At 36.8% G+C, this 23,634-nt stretch carries 23 protein-coding genes, 1 pseudogene and 1 other annotated feature; of the genes and pseudogenes, 9 read left to right on the forward strand and 15 right to left on the reverse strand.

Annotated features, from left to right (window positions below):
• Window positions 1–179: 179 nt before the first annotated feature.
• From leuS to ACTT1L_RS10370, 10 genes and pseudogenes are all read right to left on the reverse strand, one after another.
• Entirely contained in the window at window positions 180–2,588 is a 2,409-nt protein-coding gene (gene leuS / locus ACTT1L_RS10325; RefSeq protein WP_000009457.1) for a leucine--tRNA ligase, read from the reverse strand.
• A gap of 65 nt (window positions 2,589–2,653) precedes the next feature.
• Window positions 2,654–2,873 (reverse strand) — a binding site (T-box leader).
• A 188-nt stretch (window positions 2,874–3,061) separates the two neighbouring features.
• A complete protein-coding gene (locus ACTT1L_RS10330) occupies window positions 3,062–4,255 on the reverse strand; it encodes an MDR family MFS transporter (protein WP_001137564.1) in 1,194 nt (397 codons plus the stop codon).
• Window positions 4,256–4,540: 285 nt separating this feature from the next.
• The gene (locus tag ACTT1L_RS10335; RefSeq protein WP_000380205.1) at window positions 4,541–5,764 is read right to left on the reverse strand and encodes a cation:proton antiporter; all 1,224 of its coding nucleotides are present in this window, start codon (window positions 5,762–5,764) and stop codon (window positions 4,541–4,543) included.
• 3 nt (window positions 5,765–5,767) lie between these two features.
• Entirely contained in the window at window positions 5,768–6,265 is a 498-nt protein-coding gene (locus ACTT1L_RS10340) for a cation:proton antiporter regulatory subunit (protein ID WP_001026041.1), read from the reverse strand.
• Between the two features lie 33 nt (window positions 6,266–6,298).
• Window positions 6,299–6,865 carry a tyrosine-type recombinase/integrase gene (locus ACTT1L_RS10345; RefSeq protein ID WP_000454218.1) on the reverse strand — a complete coding sequence of 189 codons (567 nt, stop codon included), beginning with the start codon at window positions 6,863–6,865 and terminating at the stop codon, window positions 6,299–6,301.
• A gap of 330 nt (window positions 6,866–7,195) precedes the next feature.
• Window positions 7,196–9,055 carry an FtsX-like permease family protein gene (locus tag ACTT1L_RS10350; RefSeq protein WP_442821895.1) on the reverse strand — a complete coding sequence of 620 codons (1,860 nt, stop codon included), beginning with the start codon at window positions 9,053–9,055 and terminating at the stop codon, window positions 7,196–7,198.
• 18 nt (window positions 9,056–9,073) lie between these two features.
• Window positions 9,074–9,835: an ABC transporter ATP-binding protein gene (locus ACTT1L_RS10355; RefSeq protein ID WP_075311174.1), complete on the reverse strand. Its 762-nt coding sequence runs from the start codon at window positions 9,833–9,835 to the stop codon at window positions 9,074–9,076.
• A 305-nt stretch (window positions 9,836–10,140) separates the two neighbouring features.
• Window positions 10,141–11,162 (reverse strand): annotated as a pseudogene (locus ACTT1L_RS10360) (DUF418 domain-containing protein).
• A gap of 136 nt (window positions 11,163–11,298) precedes the next feature.
• Window positions 11,299–11,448 carry a hypothetical protein gene (locus ACTT1L_RS10365; protein WP_001129345.1) on the reverse strand — a complete coding sequence of 50 codons (150 nt, stop codon included), beginning with the start codon at window positions 11,446–11,448 and terminating at the stop codon, window positions 11,299–11,301.
• Window positions 11,449–11,463: 15 nt separating this feature from the next.
• Window positions 11,464–11,727, reverse strand: a complete 264-nt coding sequence (locus ACTT1L_RS10370; protein ID WP_000840869.1) for a YtzC family protein — start codon at window positions 11,725–11,727, stop codon at window positions 11,464–11,466.
• Between the two features lie 111 nt (window positions 11,728–11,838).
• Between ACTT1L_RS10370 and ACTT1L_RS10375 the strand changes: the two genes are divergently transcribed.
• The 6 genes from ACTT1L_RS10375 to ACTT1L_RS10400 all read left to right on the forward strand — a co-directional run bounded on the left by ACTT1L_RS10375 (window position 11,839) and on the right by ACTT1L_RS10400 (window position 17,250).
• A complete protein-coding gene (locus ACTT1L_RS10375) occupies window positions 11,839–12,798 on the forward strand; it encodes a TIGR01212 family radical SAM protein (RefSeq protein WP_061536613.1) in 960 nt (319 codons plus the stop codon).
• Window positions 12,795–13,367, forward strand: a complete 573-nt coding sequence (locus ACTT1L_RS10380; protein WP_000764489.1) for a class I SAM-dependent methyltransferase — start codon at window positions 12,795–12,797, stop codon at window positions 13,365–13,367. Before ACTT1L_RS10375 ends, ACTT1L_RS10380 begins: the two co-directional genes overlap by 4 nt.
• A gap of 192 nt (window positions 13,368–13,559) precedes the next feature.
• Window positions 13,560–14,393 (forward strand): ABC transporter ATP-binding protein, encoded by an 834-nt coding sequence (locus ACTT1L_RS10385; RefSeq protein WP_000959708.1) that lies wholly within the window; start codon window positions 13,560–13,562, stop codon window positions 14,391–14,393.
• An 18-nt stretch (window positions 14,394–14,411) separates the two neighbouring features.
• Complete coding sequence (locus ACTT1L_RS10390; protein ID WP_061132017.1) at window positions 14,412–15,092, forward strand: hypothetical protein; 681 nt, start codon at window positions 14,412–14,414, stop codon at window positions 15,090–15,092.
• Between the two features lie 24 nt (window positions 15,093–15,116).
• The gene (locus tag ACTT1L_RS10395) at window positions 15,117–15,791 is read left to right on the forward strand and encodes an aspartate/glutamate racemase family protein (RefSeq protein ID WP_076873764.1); all 675 of its coding nucleotides are present in this window, start codon (window positions 15,117–15,119) and stop codon (window positions 15,789–15,791) included.
• A 157-nt stretch (window positions 15,792–15,948) separates the two neighbouring features.
• Window positions 15,949–17,250 carry a PepSY-associated TM helix domain-containing protein gene (locus ACTT1L_RS10400; protein WP_442821896.1) on the forward strand — a complete coding sequence of 434 codons (1,302 nt, stop codon included), beginning with the start codon at window positions 15,949–15,951 and terminating at the stop codon, window positions 17,248–17,250.
• A gap of 36 nt (window positions 17,251–17,286) precedes the next feature.
• Here ACTT1L_RS10400 and ACTT1L_RS10405 read toward each other — a convergent pair whose 3' ends face one another.
• From ACTT1L_RS10405 to ACTT1L_RS10415, 3 genes are read right to left on the reverse strand one after another with little or no spacing between them, the layout of a single operon-like run.
• The gene (locus ACTT1L_RS10405; protein ID WP_001998481.1) at window positions 17,287–17,520 is read right to left on the reverse strand and encodes a hypothetical protein; all 234 of its coding nucleotides are present in this window, start codon (window positions 17,518–17,520) and stop codon (window positions 17,287–17,289) included.
• A 41-nt stretch (window positions 17,521–17,561) separates the two neighbouring features.
• Entirely contained in the window at window positions 17,562–18,626 is a 1,065-nt protein-coding gene (locus ACTT1L_RS10410) for a tetraprenyl-beta-curcumene synthase family protein (protein WP_001102457.1), read from the reverse strand.
• 37 nt (window positions 18,627–18,663) lie between these two features.
• The gene (locus tag ACTT1L_RS10415; RefSeq protein ID WP_442821897.1) at window positions 18,664–19,467 is read right to left on the reverse strand and encodes an alpha/beta hydrolase; all 804 of its coding nucleotides are present in this window, start codon (window positions 19,465–19,467) and stop codon (window positions 18,664–18,666) included.
• A 74-nt stretch (window positions 19,468–19,541) separates the two neighbouring features.
• Here ACTT1L_RS10415 and ACTT1L_RS10420 point away from each other — a divergent pair, with 74 nt between their 5' ends.
• From ACTT1L_RS10420 to ACTT1L_RS10430, 3 genes are all read left to right on the forward strand, one after another.
• Window positions 19,542–20,054 (forward strand): gamma carbonic anhydrase, encoded by a 513-nt coding sequence (locus tag ACTT1L_RS10420; protein ID WP_000640211.1) that lies wholly within the window; start codon window positions 19,542–19,544, stop codon window positions 20,052–20,054.
• Window positions 20,055–20,197: 143 nt separating this feature from the next.
• Complete coding sequence (locus ACTT1L_RS10425; RefSeq protein WP_000868600.1) at window positions 20,198–20,731, forward strand: phosphatase PAP2 family protein; 534 nt, start codon at window positions 20,198–20,200, stop codon at window positions 20,729–20,731.
• Between the two features lie 12 nt (window positions 20,732–20,743).
• The gene (locus ACTT1L_RS10430) at window positions 20,744–21,886 is read left to right on the forward strand and encodes a glycosyltransferase family 4 protein (protein WP_074542747.1); all 1,143 of its coding nucleotides are present in this window, start codon (window positions 20,744–20,746) and stop codon (window positions 21,884–21,886) included.
• Window positions 21,887–22,319: 433 nt separating this feature from the next.
• Here ACTT1L_RS10430 and ACTT1L_RS10435 read toward each other — a convergent pair whose 3' ends face one another.
• Together ACTT1L_RS10435 and ACTT1L_RS10440 are read right to left on the reverse strand one after the other, a co-directional pair.
• A complete protein-coding gene (locus ACTT1L_RS10435; RefSeq protein WP_076873760.1) occupies window positions 22,320–22,922 on the reverse strand; it encodes a molybdenum cofactor guanylyltransferase in 603 nt (200 codons plus the stop codon).
• Window positions 22,919–23,428 (reverse strand): MogA/MoaB family molybdenum cofactor biosynthesis protein, encoded by a 510-nt coding sequence (locus ACTT1L_RS10440; RefSeq protein WP_000117140.1) that lies wholly within the window; start codon window positions 23,426–23,428, stop codon window positions 22,919–22,921. Before ACTT1L_RS10440 ends, ACTT1L_RS10435 begins: the two co-directional genes overlap by 4 nt.
• Window positions 23,429–23,634: the final 206 nt, after the last annotated feature.

Below are 23,634 nucleotides of genomic sequence, written 5' to 3' on the forward strand. Positions count from 1 at the left end.
TAGCCTACCTTTTTTATCATATTTCCTATAGAAAAATAGGTGTTTGTCTGTATTGGAATTCCGCTCTTTTATTTGTACGTAGTGGAATAATTGAAAGCTTAGACTAAGGTGATCCAGAAATTATTTTCTACACAAAAAAGCTCAGAGCATAAATACTCTGAGCTTTTATTTAGAATACATTAGTTTGCAACAACGTTAACAAGTTTTCCAGGAACTACAATTACTTTACGAACTGTTTTCCCTTCAATTTGGTCCTTAATTGCTTCAAGTGCAAGTTGTTCCATTTCTTCTTTTGATGCGTCTTTACTCATTGTTAGTTTTGCGCGAACTTTACCCATAACTTGAACAACGATTTCAACTTCATCTTCTACAAGTTTAGACTCATCAAATGTTGGCCAGCTTGCATATGTGATTGTTTCATTGTATCCAAGTTTGCTCCATAGCTCTTCCCCGATGTGAGGTGCAACTGGTGCAATCATTTTTACGAAACCTTCTACATATTCTTTCGGAAGCGTTTCAGCTTTGTATGCATCGTTGATGAATACCATCATTTGAGAAATCGCTGTGTTGAAGCGAAGCTCTGCATAGTCTTCTGTTACTTTCTTCACTGTTTGGTGGTAAGCTTTTTCAAGCTCTTTATTTGGTGCATCAGTAATTTTCTCACTTAATTCACCGTTATCTTGAACGAATAGGCGCCATACGCGGTCTAGGAAACGACGAGCTCCGTCAAGACCATTTTCAGACCAAGCGATTGAAGCATCTAATGGTCCCATGAACATTTCGTATAGACGAAGTGTATCTGCACCGTGGCTTGCTACGATATCATCAGGGTTTACAACGTTACCTTTTGATTTACTCATTTTCTCGTTGTTTTCACCTAGAATCATACCTTGGTTGAATAATTGTTGGAACGGCTCTTTCGTTGGAACTACACCGATATCGTATAATACTTTATGCCAGAAACGAGCATATAGTAAGTGAAGTACAGCGTGCTCTGCTCCGCCGATATAAATATCAACTGGAAGCCATTGTTTTACTTTTTCAGGATCTACAAGTGCTTCGCTATTGTTTGGATCGATGTAACGTAAGTAATACCAGCAGCTACCAGCCCATTGTGGCATTGTGTTCGTTTCACGACGACCTTTTTTACCAGTCTCAGGATCAACAACATTTACCCACTCGTCAATGTTAGCAAGTGGTGATTCACCTGTACCTGAAGGACGGATGTTGTCTGTTTTCGGAAGAACTAATGGTAATTCTTCTTCTTTTACAGCTGTCATTGTGCCATCTTCCCAGTGAATAACTGGAATTGGCTCACCCCAGTAACGTTGACGGCTGAATAACCAGTCACGTAGACGGTATGTTACTTTTTGATTTCCTGCGCTCGTTACTTCAAGCCATTCAATCATTTTTGCGATTGCTTCTTCTTTATTTAAACCATCAAGGAATGCTGAGTTTACGTGTTCACCATCACCTGTGTATGCTTCTTTCGTAATGTCTCCGCCTTTTACAACTTCCTTCATTGGAAGATTGAACGTTGATGCAAATTCATAGTCACGCTCATCATGAGCTGGAACTGCCATTACAGCACCTGTTCCGTAAGTTGCAAGAACGTAATCAGCGATCCAGATTGGTAATTTCTCACCATTTACTGGGTTAACTGCGTAAGCACCAGTGAATACACCAGTTTTCTCTTTCGCAAGTTCTGTACGCTCTAAATCACTCTTCATTTTTACAGAATTAATGTAAGCTTCTACAGCTTCTTTTTGTTCAGCAGTTGTAATGTCAGCAACAAGTGCATGTTCTGGAGCAAGTACACAGTAGCTTGCACCAAATAATGTATCAGGACGCGTTGTGAAAACTGTGAACTTCTCGTCTGTACCATCGATGTTGAAATGTACTTCGGCACCTTCAGAACGACCGATCCAGTTACGTTGCATATCTTTTAAGCTTTCTGGCCAATCAAGCTCATCTAGATCTTCTAATAGACGATCTCCGTAAGCTGTAATTTTTAACATCCACTGTCTCATCGGACGACGCTCAACTGGATGTCCACCGCGCTCACTCTTACCGTCAATGATTTCTTCGTTTGCAAGTACTGTACCAAGTGCTGGGCACCAGTTTACAGGTACTTCATCAACGTAAGCTAAGCCTTTTTCAAATAGTTTTAGGAAGATCCATTGTGTCCACTTGTAGTAGTTTGGATCTGTTGTATTTACTTCACGGTCCCAATCGTAAGAGAAACCTAATGATTTAATTTGGTTACGGAATGTATTAATATTATGCTCTGTAAATTCAGCTGGGCTGTTTCCAGTATCAAGTGCATATTGCTCTGCTGGAAGACCGAATGCATCCCATCCCATTGGATGAAGAACGTTATATCCTTGCATACGCTTCATACGAGATAAAATATCTGTTGCTGTATAACCTTCTGGATGTCCTACGTGTAAGCCTGCACCTGATGGATATGGGAACATATCTAGTGCATAAAATTTTGGTTTTTCTGTCTCATCTGGCGTACGGAATGTTTTATTCTCTTCCCAGTACCCTTGCCACTTCTTCTCAATTTCTTGATGATTAAAGCTCATGAGATACCCTCCTTGAAATTCTATTTATTTTCACCGCCCAAAATACAAAAAACCTCTCATCCCTAGAAAGGGACGAGAGGTTATAGATTCCCGCGGTACCACCCTAAATTAATGTACAAATATACATTCGCTTAGATCCGTAACGTGGATTAACGGCAATTGCTACTATTAGTTTCACAACTGCAACTCAAAGGCGAGTTCATAACGAAACGTGGATTGACTTGCACCGACCGTCAACTCTCTAAACCAGCTTCTATTACTACTACTCCTTCTCACTGTTATTACACATATGAGTTAATTTGAACTACCCTCCACTTCGTATCTCTAAAGAGCTTACTTAAAGCGGGGCTTCTCGGTTAATCGTTACTTTTACTAACTAACGAATTCGTCTTAAGACAGCCGAGCTATCTCCCTTGTTCTAAAGGTTGTTTTATTTAAATATATTCTAAAACATGTGAACATGTTCCGTCAAACTAAACTGCAATTTTTTCTTCAACTGTTTCTTCTACTTTTACTCGTTTATCATAAATACTCGTTGCGATAAGCGCTACTACAAGCATTACCATGATTGCTATAAACAATACTTCCATATTGTATAAATCCACAATTGCTCCGCCAACGACCGGCCCGAACATTTTCCCTACAGTCGCCGCACTATTTACAACACCTTGATAAAACCCTAACTTATCTTTTGGCGCAAGTATATTTGCAATCGTTGGAACTGCTGGCCATACGAATAACTCACCAATTGTTAATGTTACCATCGCAACGAGGAACATCGTAAATTGCTGCGCTTGACTTAATACAATGAATGACACTGCAAAAATAAGAATCCCAATCATAATTTGTTGTTTTAACGAACGCTTCATCCAGCGAATTAACATACTAACTAGTGGCTGTGCACAAACGATCATCGCTCCGTTTATCGTCCATAATAAACTATAGTGACGAAGACTAATATTTAACTCTTGCATATGTGTTGCAATTGCTCCTTGCCATTGTACGTATGTAACCCAGCATAAAGCATATGCTACACATACGATAAGAAGTGCTTTGAATCCAGGTGTAAGCGACCAACCTTTTTTCGTTTCCACTTCTTTTTGTACTCCTGGCTCTTTTTTGTCTTCCATACCACGGAATCCAATAAAAGCAATTAAGAAGAAAACAAAGTATAAAATAAAGTTTGCTAAGAAAATATAATCAAAACGATACGATGCAACTAATCCACCACACGCTGTTCCGATCGCAATACCAACGTTTTGTCCAACATACATCGCATTAAATGCTCGTCTTCCGCCCTCTGGCCAAACCGTACCAACCATCGCATACATCGATGGGAAGACCATTCCAGAACCAAAACCGATTAACGCTAGCCATACAACATATAATGGCCAACCGTGGAAGAACACAAGACCTAAAATCGATACGAGTGTAATGACAATCCCTACTAAAGTTGATTTATAACCGCCCCATTTATCAAATAAAACACCGCCGAGCAAGTTTCCGATTACACCAGTAAGCGAATTGATCATTAATACCATTCCGGCCACAGATAAAGATTTTCCTAGGTGATCATGCAAATAAATTGTATTAAAAGGCCATAAAAAAGAAGCACCCGTGACATTAATAATCATCCCAGCTACTAATAGCCATACTTTCCTTGGCATAGTCTCCCCTCCTATTCTATTTTTTCGTTCATCTATAACAGTAAAATTGTAGTCGTTTTTAAATAGGAAGGCAACTGATTAATAGTTGATGAAATTCAGATAATGGTTTGTCGGTAAATGAAATTATATTGATTGCTGTTTGAAAATATATCGGCGATTTTGGAAATATATCGACGATTCTCGAAATATATCAGCGATTATTAAAATATATCGACTTACCGACAAAAAACGACAACAGCAACACTATATAAAGAGGCTGCATGAAGTTCATGCAGCCTCTTTATACTATCCGACTTCCTTTTCTCGCTTTGCACGTTCTTTCGCACTCCATTTAAATACCTTATCTAGTAGAGAGTATATTCTCCCAGACTCTTTCGTTAATAACGGTCCTAACGATGCCAATATTAAAACATATAAAGCAGAGAACGGTTTAATCGCTGCCATTAAGCCACCCGCAATGCCGATATTAGCAACAATAATGGAGAACTCTCCACGCGATACAAGTGTTAAACCGATATTCGTAGAAGCCTTATGCGATAACCCGGCTTTACGTCCCGCCATCATTCCAGCTGTAAAATTACCGATGAGTGTAATGAGCACTGCTCCTAATGCCAACCACACTGCTCCTCCAAGGGAAAACGGATCTATGCTTAAACCGAAGCTGAAAAAGAATATGGCTCCAAAGAAATCACGGAATGGGACAACGAGTTTCTCAATTCGATCACTATGCTCTGTTTCAGAAAAGACGAGTCCTAACAATAACGCTCCAATTGCCTCAGCGACATGAATCGTTTCTGAAAATCCTGCTACGAAGAATAAAATAGCGAATATTACGATAATAAAAATTTCATTTGAGGAAATATCTAATATTTTATTTAAAAACGGCGTAGCTTTTCTAGCGATTACAAAGAATAGTAGCATATACCCTACTGCGATTAACACCGATGTAAGAGCACCTACAAATGATGTGGCACCACCGAGTACTAACCCTGAAACGACCGATAAATATACAGCTAAAAAAATATCATCAAACATGATGATTCCTAATATTAATTCAGTCTCTTTATTACCAGATCTTCTTAAATCAACAATGACTTTTGCAACAATTGCACTTGATGAAATTGTAATGATTCCAGCAATAATTAACGTCTCTAATAAGGGAAATCCCACCACATATCCATAAAGCAAACCTAATAAGAAATTAAGTGATATGTGAACAGTCCCCCCAAAAGCAATCGACTTTCCTGATTTAATTAATTTTTTAATTGAGAATTCTAAGCCTAAGTAGAATAGGAGGAATATGACGCCAACACGGCCGAGGAATGAAATAACTTCTCCGCTTTCAATAAACCTTAAATCGATAAGTCCTAAATCGGGGGCATGAGGCCCCACTAACATACCGAGTATAATGAGAAACGGAATAATCGAGAACTTTAACTTCGCAGCGAGGATGGCTGCAAAAGCTACTAATACTAACGCAGTTCCAACTTCAAAGATTAAAGTATCCATCGATTATGAATCACCTCCTGCTGAAAGCAATTCATTAATAATTCTTTTCACTTCATGTCTCGCGCCCGATAACACGAGCATATCGCCAGCTTCAATAATAGAGTCTGGTCCTGGATTAAAGAATTTCTTCATATTCTTTTTTAAAATAGCAATAATCGTTACGTTATATGTTTTTCTGACATGTAAGCTACCAATTGTTTTTTGTACGACTGGTGCGTTATTTTCCACCTTAAACCATTCAATTGATAGTCCTTCAAAAGCCATCTCAATTGTGTCTAAAGCTTGCGGTCTATATACCATTCCGCCTAATATAGCCGCAATTTGTCTCGCTTCAGAATCACGAAGAGAAATACTTGAAATACTTTCATCATGATCTGCATCAAAATGATACATTTCTCTTCGGCCATCATCGTGAATAACAATAACCAGCTTTTCATTACCTTTTGTAATTACTTCAAACTTACATCCAATGCCCGGTAATTCACTCTCTCGAATATTCATATTCCCGCCTCCTAAAGTTTTTAGTTACGGCTTTTACAAATCAACATCAATCTCGGTTTTAAATTCTTCATCTTTTGAGATTCCTAAATACTTTAATGTCTCTGAAGGTGTCGCGTGATGAAAATGCTTTTGCAATAGTGCAATCGCTATCCCTCTTTTGTATGCATGAAATCCAAACGTTTTTCTCATTGAGTTTGTTCCGATTTTACCAACAATCCCAACCGCTTCAGCAGCATTATGAATGACACGATACGCTTGTTGACGTGTAATTGAATTTTTCGTTTTATTAGATTGAAATACGTAGTTTTCTCTTTTCACATCAATAGATTGTACGTACTCTAAAAGTGCTTCTTTTACTTTTGTATTTAAATAAATATCTTGTTTAAACTTTTCATCTTTCACAGGAAGAGAATAAAACTCTTTAACAGTTCCATCTTCATTTAATACCTCTTCAAATTTCATACTAAGTAGCTCAGTAATCTTTAATCCTGTGTTAATTCCAATAACAAATAAAAGATAATCTCGCTGTGAGTGCTCTTTTAAATACTTTTTCATCGCCTCAATTTGGCTTATATCTTTTAATGCCTCTACAACTTCCATACATGTATTCTCCTCATCTTATGAACGGTAATTTTCTCATCATGTTGTCCATTTTACCTTATCACGCTATGAGATTTCCATGTATTATCCATTATTTTTACAATATACTTTTAGGTTCGGAAATTTATAATTGTGCAAATACAATAGGGGGTAGGAATAATAGTGGGATACAAGTTCAGCCTCTTTCTACAGATCGGATTCCTCCTTTCCTTATCCAGTTGCTTCTACTTTTATATTATGTTACTTATTTACATTATATTATATATTTCAGTAACATTAAAGTATTTTTTCTGAAAATAATAAAAACCGAGCAATTTCGCTCGGTTTTTATTAATCTTCTTTCGGAAGAACAATTCCTTTATACAATTGAACTGTAATGAAGTAATAAATCGTGTAAATAACTACGAAAATTATGATTGGTACCCAAATACGGAAGTACGGATCGATTAAAATAAATCCGAAAATATTCATACCAACTAATACGTGAGCAATACCTACAATTGCTGGGAATAAGAAGACTAAGAATAACTCTTTATAAATGGATTTCGTTAATAATTCACGGCGCACCCCGATTTTACGAAGCATTTGATAACGTGTAATATCTTTTGATGCACCAGAAAGAATTTTGAACATTAAACAACTTGCCATCATTGCTAAGAAAGCAATTCCAAGGAAGAATCCCATAAACACTGTTCCGCTCGCAACGCCATAGAACATGTCGTAAGCTTGATATTTACTATCTAATCTTTCAGCTTTTACATTTTTATATTTATCTAGCTGCAACTCGTCAAGTTTTTTCCATTCTTTTTTATGCGCTTCAAAATCATCTGTTTTTCCAGTAAATACAATTCCTTCTTTACCATTTACAGTATCGTACATTTTTTGATCTACAATTTTAATTGCATGATCTTCATGTACGTAGAATGGCTCGATTGTTCTGAAAGCCTCGTCCCATTCTTGTGGAAGTTCTTTAGCACTCGCACCTTTTTCATTCATTTCTCTAGAAACTGCACCCACTGGTAGTTCCTCTGAAACTTTTTTCGTGTTCACTATATCCTTCATTGATTTGATATTTGACATATCTTTTACTAAAGGACGATTTTTCTCTAAATCTTCTTTTACATAATAAACGTATTTATCATCTACTTTGTAACGATATTCGCTTTTCTCTTTAAATGTAATATCGTCTAAAATTTTCTTTTCTTCAGCAGTTGGATTATGAACTACTGAATCATATATTACGAAACCATCAACCATTTTTATAACGTTATTTTTAAACGCCATACCACCTGAAATGGCACCGGCTCCAAGCGCAACTAACATCGCTACTGTTGCAAGTACCTTTGTTAAGCTATTAATACGGAAGTTTAATTGTGCAAATGTAAAAGCGTTAAGCCCTTTTTCACTACGCTTTTTATTACTTTTTAACTTTTTAATAATAACAGGAAGAAGTGATCCAAATAACATGTAAGTACCAGCTGTTGTTGTCACTAATGCAATAAGGATTCCCATTTCTCTTAGTTTTTCCATGTAAATCATCGATGCATAGCCAATGCCTAATAAAATAACCGCTAGGAATGCAACTACACCTGTCATTTTTCCTTTTACCGCAACACGTTCTGTTTGTGCATCTGCATGTACAAGTTGCAGTACAGAAATACGTGATAACTTAATACTATTCATAATTGCTGATAATACAAATAGTGCTAAGAAGAAAATGCAAGTAACGGTCATTGATGGAAGGTAAAATGCTTTATAGCCTTCACCAACAAACTCTAATTGTTTCATTAATAACTGTCCGATACCTTCTGCAAGTCCTACACCAACTGTAATACCGATCGCAAGAGACGCAGCGCCTAATACGATTGTTTCGATAAACATAAGTAATGTAACTTTATGCTTTTTTGCTCCTAACATCATATACATACCAAACTCTTTTTGACGAAGAGATAATAAGAAAGAGTTCGCATATAAAATATAGAAGAACGTTATAATAGCAAGTAAAAATGAACCTGCTTGGAATACAAATCCAATTGATCGAATAACTGAGTTGGATTCAATAAACGCTTTATTTAGTGCTAACGTTTGGAACATATAAAAAATTGAAATCGACATGACAAGACCAACAAGTAAGACGATATAATCTTTCAGCTTACTTTTTAGTCCTGACATGGAAAGTTTGAATAACATGCCTTAGAACCTCCTTTCTTACGCTTTTTGTGTGCCTAAGTCTGCTAGCACATCTAAAATCTCTTTATAAAACTCTTCACGTGTACCGCCTCGATGAATTTCTTTATATAGCTCACCATCTTGAATGAATAAAATACGCTGACAGTAACTTGCACTATACGGATCATGTGTAACCATCATAATAGATACGCCTTGCTCTTTATTTAAGTTTGTCATCGCATCAAGTAAACTCGCTGCATTTTTAGAATCAAGCGCTCCTGTTGGCTCGTCCCCTAAAATAATTGCTGGCTCATGCACTAACGCACGTGCCGCTGCTGAACGTTGCTTTTGTCCACCAGATACTTCAGATGGATACTTTTGAAGAATAGCTGAAATGCCTAACATATCTGCTACTTTTTCTACTTTTGGCCCAATATTTCGCGACGAGACACCTTGAAGAGAAAGTGGAAGTGCAATGTTTTCGTAAATAGATAAATTCTCTAATAAGTTAAAGTCTTGGAAGATGAATCCTAACTTTTGTGAACGGAAATCTGAAAGCTCACCTTGCTTCATTTTTGTAATATCCGTTCCCGCAATTTCAACAACACCGCCCGTTGCTTTATCTAGCGTTGAAATTACATTTAATAATGTCGTTTTACCAGAACCAGATGGTCCCATAATGCCAACAAACTCACCCTCTTGAATTGAGAATGATACACCTTTTAATGCATGTGATTGGTTCTCACCTTTTTTACCGTACACTTTTTGAACGTTTTTCACGTCTACAACTGGTTTCGTCATATATATCCTCCTACGCTTGTTTTTCCATTACCTATTTTGCGCCTTTTGGAGATGAACTGCTATTTGTTAACATTACAATTACCTTACACTTTTGTAAGATAAAAAAGGTGTGTTTGTAAGCTTGGCTATTAATACTAGTGAAATAGTGAATCGGTAACTGAAATTATATCGGCGATTTTCAAAATATATCGACTTATCGACAAAAGCTGACAATAAAAATAAGCTGTTCCACAAAAGGAACAGCCCACTTCTCTCTTTATCCCACTTTAATGGGCAGTAAAACCCCCACTAATTAAAGTTTCACTTTATTTCTTTAAAGGCGTTACCGTCCAATACGTAATAACACGCCAAATCCATTCTAATGGACCCATTTTAAAGATTTTCATCCAAATCACACTAAACACAATTTGAATTGCATAAATTGCAATACACACATATAACGTCTGCATGTAAGTTAAGTTACCTGCAAAGTTACATACACTTCCTGCGATTAAAATCATTGCAGTTTGTCCAATATAATTCGTTAAAGCCATACGACCATAATATTTCAGTGGCGCTAACAATGTTTGAACTAGTTTTAATTGAAGTAGTAAAATTAATGCTCCAACATAGAAAGCTGAAATGATTGGTCCAACTGCAAGCCAATTTTTAAAAATTGGCTTGCAGCATCCATTGTTCCGTCCTCATTCATTAGTATCATATTTACAAATGGATCAGCAGGCACGTGCCCGTATTGATACCATACAGCTACGACACTTAAAACAAACATAACACCTGTAAAAATAGCGACTTTCTTTATATTTTGCGCAAGATTTTCAAATGCACGATATTGTCCTGCAGCAAGCCCTAATAAAATTAAGCCAAGTGGCAATAGTTCCTTAGCACCCATTACGCTAAAGGCAATTGTTAAAATAAGACCAATAACTAAGTTCACTTGTTTTTTCACTTTATAAAATGGTAAAGCGATCAACCCGCAAATTGCATATAACGTTAATGCTTCTCCAGGCTGAAACATTTGATGAATCAAACCGAAAATAAATAGTGCAACTAAGCGGCTTAAAAATAAAACATATCCATTTTTCCCCTTTGCAATTGCTCTAGAGATAAAGATATAGAATCCCACTCCAAATAAGAATGAGAAGATTGAGAAGAAACGACCTTCTACAAATAAGTATAAAAACCTTTGATAACTAGCATCCACTGTATTAGGATCTGGAATTTTAATGTTAAGTAGTGCAAGAATATTTACTAAAATAATCCCCAGTAATGCGAAGCCACGAATGTAATCTAACTCATCAATTCGTTTGTTTGTCATATTGTTCCCCATAAAGCAACTCCTTGTATAAAATTTAACCCTTCCTTACTCTACTGGAGAAAACGGCTCGCAACTATCGACAAACCTTACAGAAATCTTACATTATTGTCATATAACAAAATAAAACCAGGTCATATTGCGACCTGGTCTACTCTGATTGTTTCGATCTTTGAGGTTGTCCTTTTTTACTGTTACGCTGTTTCACTTGAACAACTGGATCAAGCTCATTCGAAAACTCAGCGTTATGTCCATTTTGCGTTTTTTGCTCTGGGTTATTTTGATCTGATCGTTTCGCCATTACATTCACTCCTTATTAGTGCGGTGTAATAATCATTTGATGTTGCAATTGGCGAATTGCCATACGTGCTCTATTTAATTGCTCACGTTGCTCATCATTCGCATGTTGTTGCATCGTTTGTAAATCGTTATACGCTTGCTCTAATTGTAACTGCGCATCCGAATACTCCATCGTATTGTAATGCTCTTGTCTCATGCCTTGGTCTAATTGTTCTTTCGCATATTCCACCGCTTGTTCCGCTTGTGTAATATACGATTCAAGTGATTGACGCTCTGCCATAATTGTCCCTCCTTGCTTCAATTCCCCTTTAGTGTGTCCCTTCCATATGAACCTTATGAGTATGTTATAATGGATTTTGTTTCATTTTGACTCGGCTTAGGAGGGAAAGTAATGAAGGTTCAAAACCCTTTTCCATATACGAACGACAATAAACGTTATCATACATGGAATTACCATTTACGAAATGAATTTGGTGAAAAAATCTTTAAAGTTTCATTAGATGCTGGCTTCGATTGTCCGAACCGTGACGGTACAGTTGCTTATGGCGGTTGTACATTTTGCAGTGCTGCTGGATCTGGTGACTTCGCTGGCGATCGCCGCGATGATGTTATAACGCAATATCATGAAATGAAAGAAAAAATGCACTCAAAGTGGAAAGATGGAAAATGTATCGCTTATTTTCAGGCTTACACAAATACACATGCACCACTTGAAGTATTAAAAGAAAAATTCGAACCGCTTCTAGCTGAAAAAGACGTTGTCGGTCTTTCTATCGCAACTCGTCCAGATTGTTTACCAGACGATGTCGTTGCATATTTAGCGGACTTAAATAAACGCACATATCTTTGGGTTGAACTCGGACTACAAACTGTTCATGAACGAACTGCAAACCTTATTAACCGCGCTCACGATTATCCGTCTTATGTGGAAGGCGTAAATAAATTACGTAAGCATGGTATTCGAGTTTGCTCTCATATTATTAACGGCCTTCCACTTGAAGATTACGACATGATGATGGAAACAGCTCGTGAAGTAGCAAAGCTTGACGTACAAGGAATTAAAATCCACTTACTTCACTTACTAAAAGGAACGCCAATGGTGAAGCAATATGAAAAAGGACAACTCGAGTTCCTTTCTCTTGAGGATTACGTAAGTCTCGTTGTTGATCAACTTGAAATCATTCCAGAGGACGTAATTGTGCACCGCATCACAGGTGACGGTCCACCTGATTTAATGATTGGTCCAATGTGGAGCTTAAATAAATGGGAAGTATTAAATTCCATCGATGCAGAATTTGTACGCCGCGGAAGCTGGCAAGGAAAATATGCAAATGAGGAGAAACAAAAATGAAATTAGAACGTGTATTACCGTTTGCTCGCACTCTCTTGCAAACGGCAGTAAAAGAAGGCGATTACGCTGTAGATGCAACTTTAGGAAACGGGCATGACACATGCTTCCTAGCTGAAATCGTTGGCGATAACGGAAAAGTATTTGGATTTGATATTCAAAAAGAGGCAATTGAAAGCTCAACAACTCGTTTAAAAGAAAAAGAACTTTTCGAACGTACTGTTTTAGTTCACGATAGTCACGATACACTTCTATCCGTATTACCAGAAGATGCAAAAGGAAAAGTAACAGGCGCAATTTTCAACTTAGGTTACCTTCCAGGCGGAGACAAACATATCGTTACAAAACCGAACTCAACAATTTCAGCGATCGAACAATTACTAGAAGTAATGGCACCTGAAGGAATCATCGTCCTTGTTATTTACCACGGACATCCAGAAGGACAAGTAGAACGGGACGCTGTTCTCAAATTTGCCGAAGAATTAGACCAAAAACAAGCACACGTACTGCGCTACGGCTTCATTAACCAACAAAATAACCCGCCATTTATTGTAGCGATTGAGAAGCGATAAATATATCGACGATTTTTCAATTATATCTATCGTAACTTCGAATATATCAACGATTTTTTCGATATATCGACGATTCGACACACTATATCGACTTATCGACAAAACATAACAAAAAAAGACGTGCACTCACTGCACGTCTTTTTGTTATTCTCCTATATAATGGATATATACACTGTATAGGAGGATAGAACTTTGCTAGTAGAACTAAAGGGAATTCAAAAGAAGTATGGCAAATCACTTATACTAGACAACATTGATTTATCCATTCCAGAAGGAGAAGCACTCGCCATTATTGGCGGGAACGGGACTGGAAAAAGTACTCTACTCAAAATAATTGCAGGCTTTATTTCACATACGGCAGGGACAATTCAAAGGAAAGAACATATACAAATCGGCTATGTACCTGAACATTTTCCTGAAGGGATTCGTTTTACATTAGAGGATTATCTATTTCATCTCGGCCGCATTCACGGTTTATCAACAAAATATGTAAAAGATAAAATTCCGCTGCTTCTTGAAAGGTTTCATTTACTTCATGCAAGGCATTCCGTTATACGAAACTTTTCAAAAGGTATGAAACAAAAAACCGGTATTATGCAAGCGTTACTTACGGACGTACATTTATTAATTTTAGACGAACCGCTTTCTGGGCTCGATCCTAACTCTCAGCAAGAATTAGAACATATTTTACTCTCATTAAAACAACAAGGTATATCTATACTCTTCACATGTCACGAAAAACAGCTACTAGAAAACTTCGCCGACAGAATTGTGACGTTAGCAAATCATACAATCACAGAAAATATCTCTGCACAAAAAGGAGCAGAACAAGTCTATATTGAAGCAATTGTTCACGAAACATTTTCAGCGATAGAACTACAAAAACAATCCGGTTTTATACACGTTGCACACAATTCAAATCAAAACCTTATTCAATTACAAATTGAAAAAGAATATACAAACGAAATGCTTCAGTTTTTATTGCATAAAAAAGCATCTATCACACTGCTACAACCTAACTTTTAAATCGAAAGAAGGTTTATTATGTTTGCTCTTATTCGTTACCATTTTCTCGACTATACAAAATCGTATAAGTACGTCCCTCCTATTGCGATGTACTTCATGAGCTTACTTTTTGTATATGCATATAAACCGACTCCTATTGTACCGACATATTTAGAAACAGCTCTCGCGCTTTATTTATTATCTGCCTGGATTACGGTCACAATTTTTCATACGGAAGATCCTGTACAAGAACAAATTACGATTTCTCACACAAATAATATTTCCGCACTATATGTAGGGAAATATATTACAGCTTTTCTCATTTGTACTGTTTTATCTTTTATATCCGTAATCTACCCAATTATTTTGCAAATGTTTAATGAAAAAATGACAGTTTCTTTATTTTTAGTCGGATTTCTCGCTCATATGTCTTTCTCTATACTTGGAATTTCAATCGCATCTTTATTTACTAGAAATATGATTCCAAAAGCAAGCACCGCTTGGCTTAGTCTTACATTTATATTGCTTATAACGATTGCATCTATCCGGTTTAAAAAAGAGTTACTATGGTTTTTACCACCTGTCGAAAGCTTTCTAATGCTTGGACAATACAAATATAATATACTGACTCACACGCTATGGCTCACAGCTTGGGCTATCGTATATTCATTTTTATTATTTACCTTATTTCTTTTTATCGTTCGCAAAAAACGTTTTTAATTACATATTGAAGGAGACGAAACAATGATCGGAATACTAGCAGGAATGGGGCCAAAATCAACTGGACCATTCGTCGATACAGTTGTAGCAAAGTGCCAAACAATATACGGAGCAAAGCATGACATGGACTTTCCTCATATGATGATTTACTCGTGCCCAACACCGTTTTACATGGATCGCCCTATTGATCATGAAGCGATGAAAAAAGCGATTATTGAAGGAGCACAAAAACTCGAGAGTACTGGCGCAAGCTTTATCGCTATGCCGTGCAATACAGCGCATCTTTATTTTGAAGAATTACAGCAATCTCTTTCTATTCCTATTTTGAATATAGTTGATGAAACGTTACAAGCGATTCCTGAAACTGCAAAAAGAGTCGCTCTTCTCGCAACAGAAGCAACTGTTCAAGCTGGTATTTACCAAGATGGGATTGCAAAGCGGAATATAGAATACATTCATCATGAAACATGGCAGGAAATGATTAATCAAATTATTACTTGTATTAAATCTGGAGAGATTGAAAAAGCTCACGAATTGTGGAATGCGCTCGTTTTACAATTGAGAGAGGAAGTCGATACCGCCATTATCGCATGTACCGATTTGAATGTGGTGGCGATTGAGGATTTTGTTGATTCCTCTCAATGTCTTGCGAAAGCGGTTGTTAGGATGTATCTATCAAATACAAAGAGATCTTCATAAACATAGAAAACATCACTTTTGAAATGTGTTTTTTGTTTGATAAAAATCCCCAAAACTTTTAACTTTCTTCACAATTCTTTCAAAGTATCCACACTTAATCTCGCTATATTAAAATGAGGAATCTATTCATATAGGGAAGGTTAGGGGAACTAAGAGCATGAAAGTAAATCGTTCGCTTCATTACATTTTTTGGCGTTGGCATTTTTATGCTGGGCTTTTTATTACGCCGCTTCTTATTACGTTGTCACTGAGCGGAATTGGGTATTTATTTCGGGAAGAGGTTGAGGATTTCATCTATAAAGATTTATATTTTGGGAAGAGTGCTCAAACAGAATTTATTTCGATGGCTGATTCTATTTCCTTAACAGAGAAAAAATATCCACATTATAGTGTGGCGAAAATTAGTGAGTTTAATGGGGATTATAATACGAGACTTACGATTGCAAATGAGTATACTGGGCAACAAAAATATGTGTATTTAGATAGCAATAATCAAATTGTTGGGGATCAAAACGCAAGTGAAACGTTTGCCAATATTATGAGGGAATTACATAGTTCTCTTTTAGTTGGTGGCACTGTCGTTAACTACATTGTAGAACTTGCGGCATGTTGGACAATCTTCTTAATTGTGACTGGATTGTACATGAGTATACGCCGATTCAAAAATACACCGGCATCCAATAAGCGAGAAAAAGCAAAACGACGTCATTCTATTATCGGTATTATATTTACAATTCCTCTCGTTTTGTTAGTTGCATCTGGGTTGCCATGGTCAGGATTTATGGGTAACCAAATTTATAAAATTGCATCGTCAAATGAATCACTCGGATATCCAAAATTGTATATGGCACCTCCTGAATCGAAGGTAAAAGAATTGCCGTGGGCAACTAGAAAAGAAGCACCTCCTGAATCGAATTCGAATGAGCCAAAAGCAATTTCTGTCGATGAATTGCGAAACGGAATTAAAATAAAGAAACCATATGTTATTTCACTACCAGCTGATCCAAAAGGTGTGTTCACTGTTTCGAAATCGAGCGGTTCTGGTATTACAGGTATGCATGTTGCACCAAATGAAGAAATAACAGCTTATTTTGATCAATATAGCGGAGAGCTCATTTCCAAAACGGACTATCGTGATTATGGATTACTTGCGCAATGGTTCACTTACGGTATCCCGCTTCACGAAGGTCATTTATTCGGATGGCCAAATAAAATATTATGCTTACTAACGACATTATCTTTATTACTTCTTATTTATTACGGAATAAAAATGTGGTTAGCAAGAAAGCCGAAAGGAAAATTAGCAGCACCGCCAAAGCAAAGAGATAAGAAAAGCATAATCGTTTTCTTTATCATGATGGTTATACTAGGCGCTGTCATGCCTTTATTCGGACTATCTGTTTTAGCTATTTTTGTGATTGAACTTCTTATATATGTATTTTCAAAAATACGCTCATAGTAAAAAAGCATTTGTACTCCCTTGTACAAATGCTTTTTATTTACTATTTTCTTTTTTTCTATCACTTATTAAAAAGACAATATCTACTATAATAATCAATACAATAATAACTTGAGCTACATAATCCATCGTTGTAGGACCACCGGCTTTATTCATCATCATATACATTCCAGTTACAAATGAAATGGAGAGTAGCACGAGTAATGTTATTTCAATATGGTTATACAGCTTTTGAAACAATTGCTTCATTTCTGTCACCACCTTTACCATATTATAACAAAAAAACCACTCTACATGAGTGGTTTTCTTTATCACTGCGCCGTTTTCTTTCGGTACATCTTCCCGTTCCAATAGAAGAATCGTGAAGTGAGACCACCGTATTTTACAATGCGCCTTGCCATTTTGTGCATATTCTTTTGTGCTGATACTTTTTGGTCTGATAAATAAATACCAAGTAATCCTCGGCTTATGAGACGATGAAACTTCGCATGAGGCAAATCACCAATGCTCTTCTCTGCTTCTTCTACAAAATGTTTCATACGATCTAATATCACTTGCTCGTTTTCATAATAACTACAGAAATTCAAATCCCCGCCGATGCGGTCTTCTTCTTGATCAATGAAATAATCAAGTAAGATATGAAGTCCTTGTACGTAAGGAAAATATCCTTGTCTAATTTTCGCAATATCTTCATCATGTAATTCATCATGAAAGGCATATGCGACAAGACAGAAGATTCCAAGCGTAGAACCGGCACATGCTGAAAATTCAAACCAACTCATCTCCGGTAAGTTTTCTTTATGTGCTTCAAACCATGTTTGTAATCTTGGTTCTCTTTCTTCTAATTTCACATGTTTATGAATTTGCAGATCACAATAATAACAAGCAAGTTCATGAAGAATAGGAGCAATTTTGTCATAGTGCTTCGTTTTCTTTAAAACATCTTGGCATGTTTCAACAAGTTCATCTAAATAACCACCATCATCTTGATCATCACGATAGCGATAATAATTACCGCCACCTTCTACTTCAGGTGATAATGCCATTAACATAGATTCATGCAGTGCGGCAAAATCATTCGGATCAAGTGATGTACTGCGATCACATAAATTATCTAAGTAGTCACTAATCGTTTGATATGCGACGATAAAACGAATACATTCCTCACGGTGTTCATTTGCTAATAGTGCTAAAATGCCACCGCCTTCGCAATGAAACGTTTTATGCTCAATACTTGCGATTGCCTGACTATGAAGCTCATCATTCGGAATATGGTAGGCACGCTCTTTCCACATCGCTAGCTCATGGTGTACAACCGGAAACACATCACGGTATACTTTCGCCATGAGCGTTATGGGATTACTCGGTACGTTCACTTCTTCCTTCATCTCCTCTATTCAATGTACAAATAATTTACTTATTTGTTTCTATTATGTTATTGATGCGTATTTCAGTAAATGACTGAATATAATTCAAAATTTCATCACGCTCATACTCATTTAATAACTCATGATAACAATTCGGCCATTCTTTAAAAGCCTTATCACTTATTTTAACATTATTAAACCAAGTGCGGACACGTATTTTATCTACAAGTTTATCCTCACATGCTTGCATTAGCAAGAGCGGAACATCTGGAAAATCATCTATTTTTTTATGAGCGATTTCAATAGACTTAATCAATTCACTATACCAACGTACTGATACTTTGCGCAAGAACAATGAATCGTTCTCCATCGCATCTCTCACCTCATGATTACGCGTTGACATTTCCACTGTAAGATTCGTTGCAAATTGTAACTTCGGAGCGATAATATTTAATATTTTTGAGGCAGCTTGAAGCGGTGCAGAAGGTCCAGCTAATACACCTAAACATGGCGAACTTAAAATAATGCCGTCTACATCTTCTCTCTTCGTCTCTTGCATCATACGAATGACGATAAGACCACCCATACTATGACCAAATAGAAAAATAGGTAATCGATACTTTCTTGCCTCTTTCACCCATAATTTAACTTCCTCTATGTATTCATCAAACGAATCAATATGTCCTCTATTTCTTGAAGTCGTTCCATGTGACGGAAGGTCCCCCATCACGACGTGATAGCCGATATGATTCCACATTTCCGCAACAGCTTCATAACGTCCGTGATATTCCATTGCGCCGTGCACAATAACGATGACAGCCTTTGCTTGCTCAGCTTCATAATTCCACATACGGCTCTCCTCCATTTCACTCTTTCTCATAATTTGATACACTGAAACTAGTCTCTAGGAAAGGAAGGCTTTACATGATATATCCTTACAAAGAAAAAAATCCGAAAATTGCGAGTAGTGCTTTTATCGCTGACTACGTAACCATTACTGGTGATGTGACAATTGGCGAGGAATCAAGTATTTGGTTTAATACAGTCATACGTGGTGATGTGTCACCGACAATTATTGGAGACCGAGTAAATGTACAAGACCAATGTACACTCCACCAAAGCCCGCAATATCCTCTTATTTTAGAAGATGACGTAACAATTGGGCATCAAGTGATTTTACATAGCTGCCATATTAAGAAAGATGCTTTAATTGGAATGGGATCTATTATATTAGATGGTGCTGAAATTGGCGAAGGAGCCTTTATCGGTGCTGGAAGCCTCGTTTCACAAGGAAAGAAAATCCCGCCGAATACATTAGCTTTCGGTCGTCCAGCGAAAGTCGTTCGTGAGTTAACAGAAGAAGACCGTAAAGACATGGAGCGAATTCGCACGCAATACGTTGAAAAAGGCCAATATTATAAATCACTACAAAAATGATTTTACAGCTGCCATAATACTGGCAGTTTTTTTATATAAAATCTAACTTTTTCTTTACAAAACATTATTACTCCCTCAACAAAATCTTATTAAAATAAAAGCTAATATCTCCATATATATGTAGATGAGGGAGGAGAATTTTCATGAAGGTCAGTGGATTATATAAAATAGAATGTTACATTTTCAGAGGAATTAACCGCTACTTTGATCAAAAAACGTTAAATCTCTTTTTCAGCAATATTACTCATATCGGTGGCGCGACTTTCTCTATCGCACTCACACTGTTCTTTTTAATTTTCGCAAGTGGAACTTTGCATCAAGCTGCAATTGCAACTGCTATTTCGCTAGCAATTAGCCATATTCCTGTGCAAATATTAAAAAGATGGTATCCACGAAAACGTCCTTATTTAACAATTCAGGATGCAAAATATCCAGTCCATCCATTACAAGACCACTCTTTCCCGTCTGGTCATACAACAGCCGTTTTCTCTGTCTTTATTCCATTTATTTGCTATAATCCAAGCTTACTTATTTTCCTATTACCGTTAGCATTATGCGTCGGTATTTCTCGCATTTATTTAGGGCTTCACTATCCATCTGATGTATTCGTCGGTATGTGTCTCGGCACTTGCTCTGGCATCATCTCTTTTTATCAATTCATCCCACTTTTCACATAAAGGAGTGATATGATGAGAGTCGCCATTTTTACCGATACTTTTACGCCACAAGTGAACGGGGTTGCGAAAACGTTAGAGCGGTTAACACGATATTTTCAGAAAGAAAAAATCGCCTATTCTGTTTTCGCCCCTCAGCATACAGCTGAAGATAATTTCGTAGCGAATGTGAACAAGATGAGAAGTATCCCGTTAACAATATTATATCCAGAATGTCGCTTTTCTTTTCCTACTCCGCGCATTAAGCGAGAACTTCTTTCCTTTAAACCTGACATAATTCACATTGCTACACCTTTCAACATGGGACTTTGTGGATTGTATTATGCGAAAAAGTTAAACATCCCAGTTGTCGGTTCTTATCATACTGATTTCGATGCTTATTTGCGCTATTACAAAATCGAATTTCTCTCCAATATGCTTTGGAACTATTTAAAATGGTTTCATAGTCATATGCAAAAAAATTTTGTCCCTTCTCCTGAAACATTACATCAATTAAAACATAAAGGCTTTCAGGCCCTCTCTATTTGGGGGCGGGGTGTAGATTGCACACTCTTTCATCCAGCTTACAATACAGAAGTATTCCGGAAAAAATATAATATTACAGCGAAGTATGTCCTTTCCTATGTTGGACGGATTGCTCCTGAGAAAGATATTGATACGTTGCAAAATCTTATCGTTAAATCAGCGCATACTCGAAACGATATTCATTGGCTTATAGCAGGAGACGGTCCTCTAGCAACAAGTCTTCGTGAAGCTGTTCCGAAAACAAATGTCACGTTTACTGGCTATTTACAAGGCGGGGATTTAGCTGAAGCATATGCTTGTTCTAACATGATGGTATTTCCATCAGCCACTGAAACATTCGGAAATGTTGTACTTGAATCGCTTGCATGCGGCACACCTGTCATCGGTGCAAATAGTGGCGGGGTTAAAAATATTATTACAGATGGAAAAACGGGAGTTCTTTGCCCGCCCAAAAATGAGGACGCATTTCTATCATCCATTTATTTTTTATTGCAAAATGAAGAAAAATTGGAGCAGATGGGAGTAGCAGCTTTATCTTATGCGAAATCAAAAAGCTGGGATGAGATCTTTCGTGGCTTGCTTAACGAATATGAGGAAGTACTTCAGCATAACGCATCAGAGTTACTTGCTTAAACAGAAAAACTCCCTTCAAAAAACGAAGGGAGTTTATTATACAATTGTAAAATTTACTTAAATAAAGTGAAACTTTAATCAGTGGGGGTTTTCTTCATCCCCCACTGATTATCAGCCCTCACCAATCGGACTTTTATGGGCAGTTGATCCCCCACCTAACTTCTTTGCTTTTCCTGAATGTTGAGGTGGGGATCTTACTGCCCATTAAAGTCGGATAAATGATACACAAGGTGAAATATTATATTATTTCTATATTCATTATAACAAAAACAAACATAAACAAATAGACTTGTAATAAAAACCCATAAAAATTAATATATGGTTATACAGTATTTTAACTGTATAGTGATTTTAAGAATTCCCCTTAAAATCAACTTACTCACATACCTTTATACAGTAATTGTTCCCCAATTTCTGTATACAAAAAAACCTTTCATTCATTTGAAAGGTCTTTTTGAGCCTGCACATATTCTTCTTTCGTATTCACATTTATAAACCAATCCGCATTTGCTTGTATATCTTCACCAGCAATATATTTCACATTACATTGTGATAAAAGCTGACCCATACTTCTTTTTTCTTCTTGAAGCAAAGTATAAATCTTTTCTTTCACGCGGTTATGGTACGCTGCAAGTAGCGGTTGTTTCCTTCCATTAATAATAGGTACAACTGCATCATACTCATTGCTTGTTTGCTCCAGTAAAATGGTAAACCACTCATGCGAAACATTTGGCGCATCACATGGCATAATAGCATACCAATCTGCTTCTATATATTCCATACCTGATACAATTCCAGCAAGTGGCCCGTTCCCTTTATAGTGCGGAATATCTTCTATAACAGGAACTTGTACGAGTTTCTCTACTCGCTCTTTTATATCAGAATGACTAATGACTACAACTTCTTGGAGCGTACTTGTCATCACTTTCAAAATATGCTCAATAAAAGTACTATCTTGCCAGCTCGCTAACGCTTTTGGTTCACCGAATCGACTCGACATACCTCCTGCCAATACAATTCCAGCATACTTACTCATTGGCGATGCAACTCAAATGTAATATGACCTAATTCTGGTAAAATTAATTTATTCATCGCAAGGCGAACTGCTCCGCTAGATCCTGGCATCGAGAAGACTACTTTGCGCCCAATTGTGCCGCCGATCGCTCTACTTAACATTGCGCTGCTTCCGATATCTTCTAAATAACTAATCATGCGGAACAACTCACCAAATCCGACAATTTCTTTATGTAATAACGCTGATACTGCTTCAATCGTTACATCACGCTTCGTGATACCAGTACCGCCATTTGTTAACACGACATCAACATCTTCCCTATGATAACCAGCTAACACTGCTTGCTGAATACTTTCTTTATCATCTTTCACAATTTCATAAGAAGTCACTGTATGGCCTGCTTCTTTTAACAATGTATGTAATAGTTGCCCGCTCTTATCTGTCTCTTCTGTACGTGTATCGGAAATCGTTACAATCTTGCAGCGCACTTCTTTTGGCGCTTGTTTTTTATGTTCGGTTACGCTCATTTTTTCATCTTTCCTTCCTTAAAGACTTTTCTTCATTTTATCATACATATGTTTACACAATTATGTATGAAGCCAACAATACACCATGATACAATATAAATATACTAACCCACAAAAAGGAAACTGCACTTTCTTATACTCCTTAGACTACATACCTTTAGCTACTCTTTATATTTTCTACATACATAGAATTCAATTTTAAAACT

Source organism: Bacillus sp. FH, assembly GCF_052216825.1.
Lineage (GTDB): Bacteria > Bacillota > Bacilli > Bacillales > Bacillaceae_G > Bacillus_A > Bacillus_A paranthracis.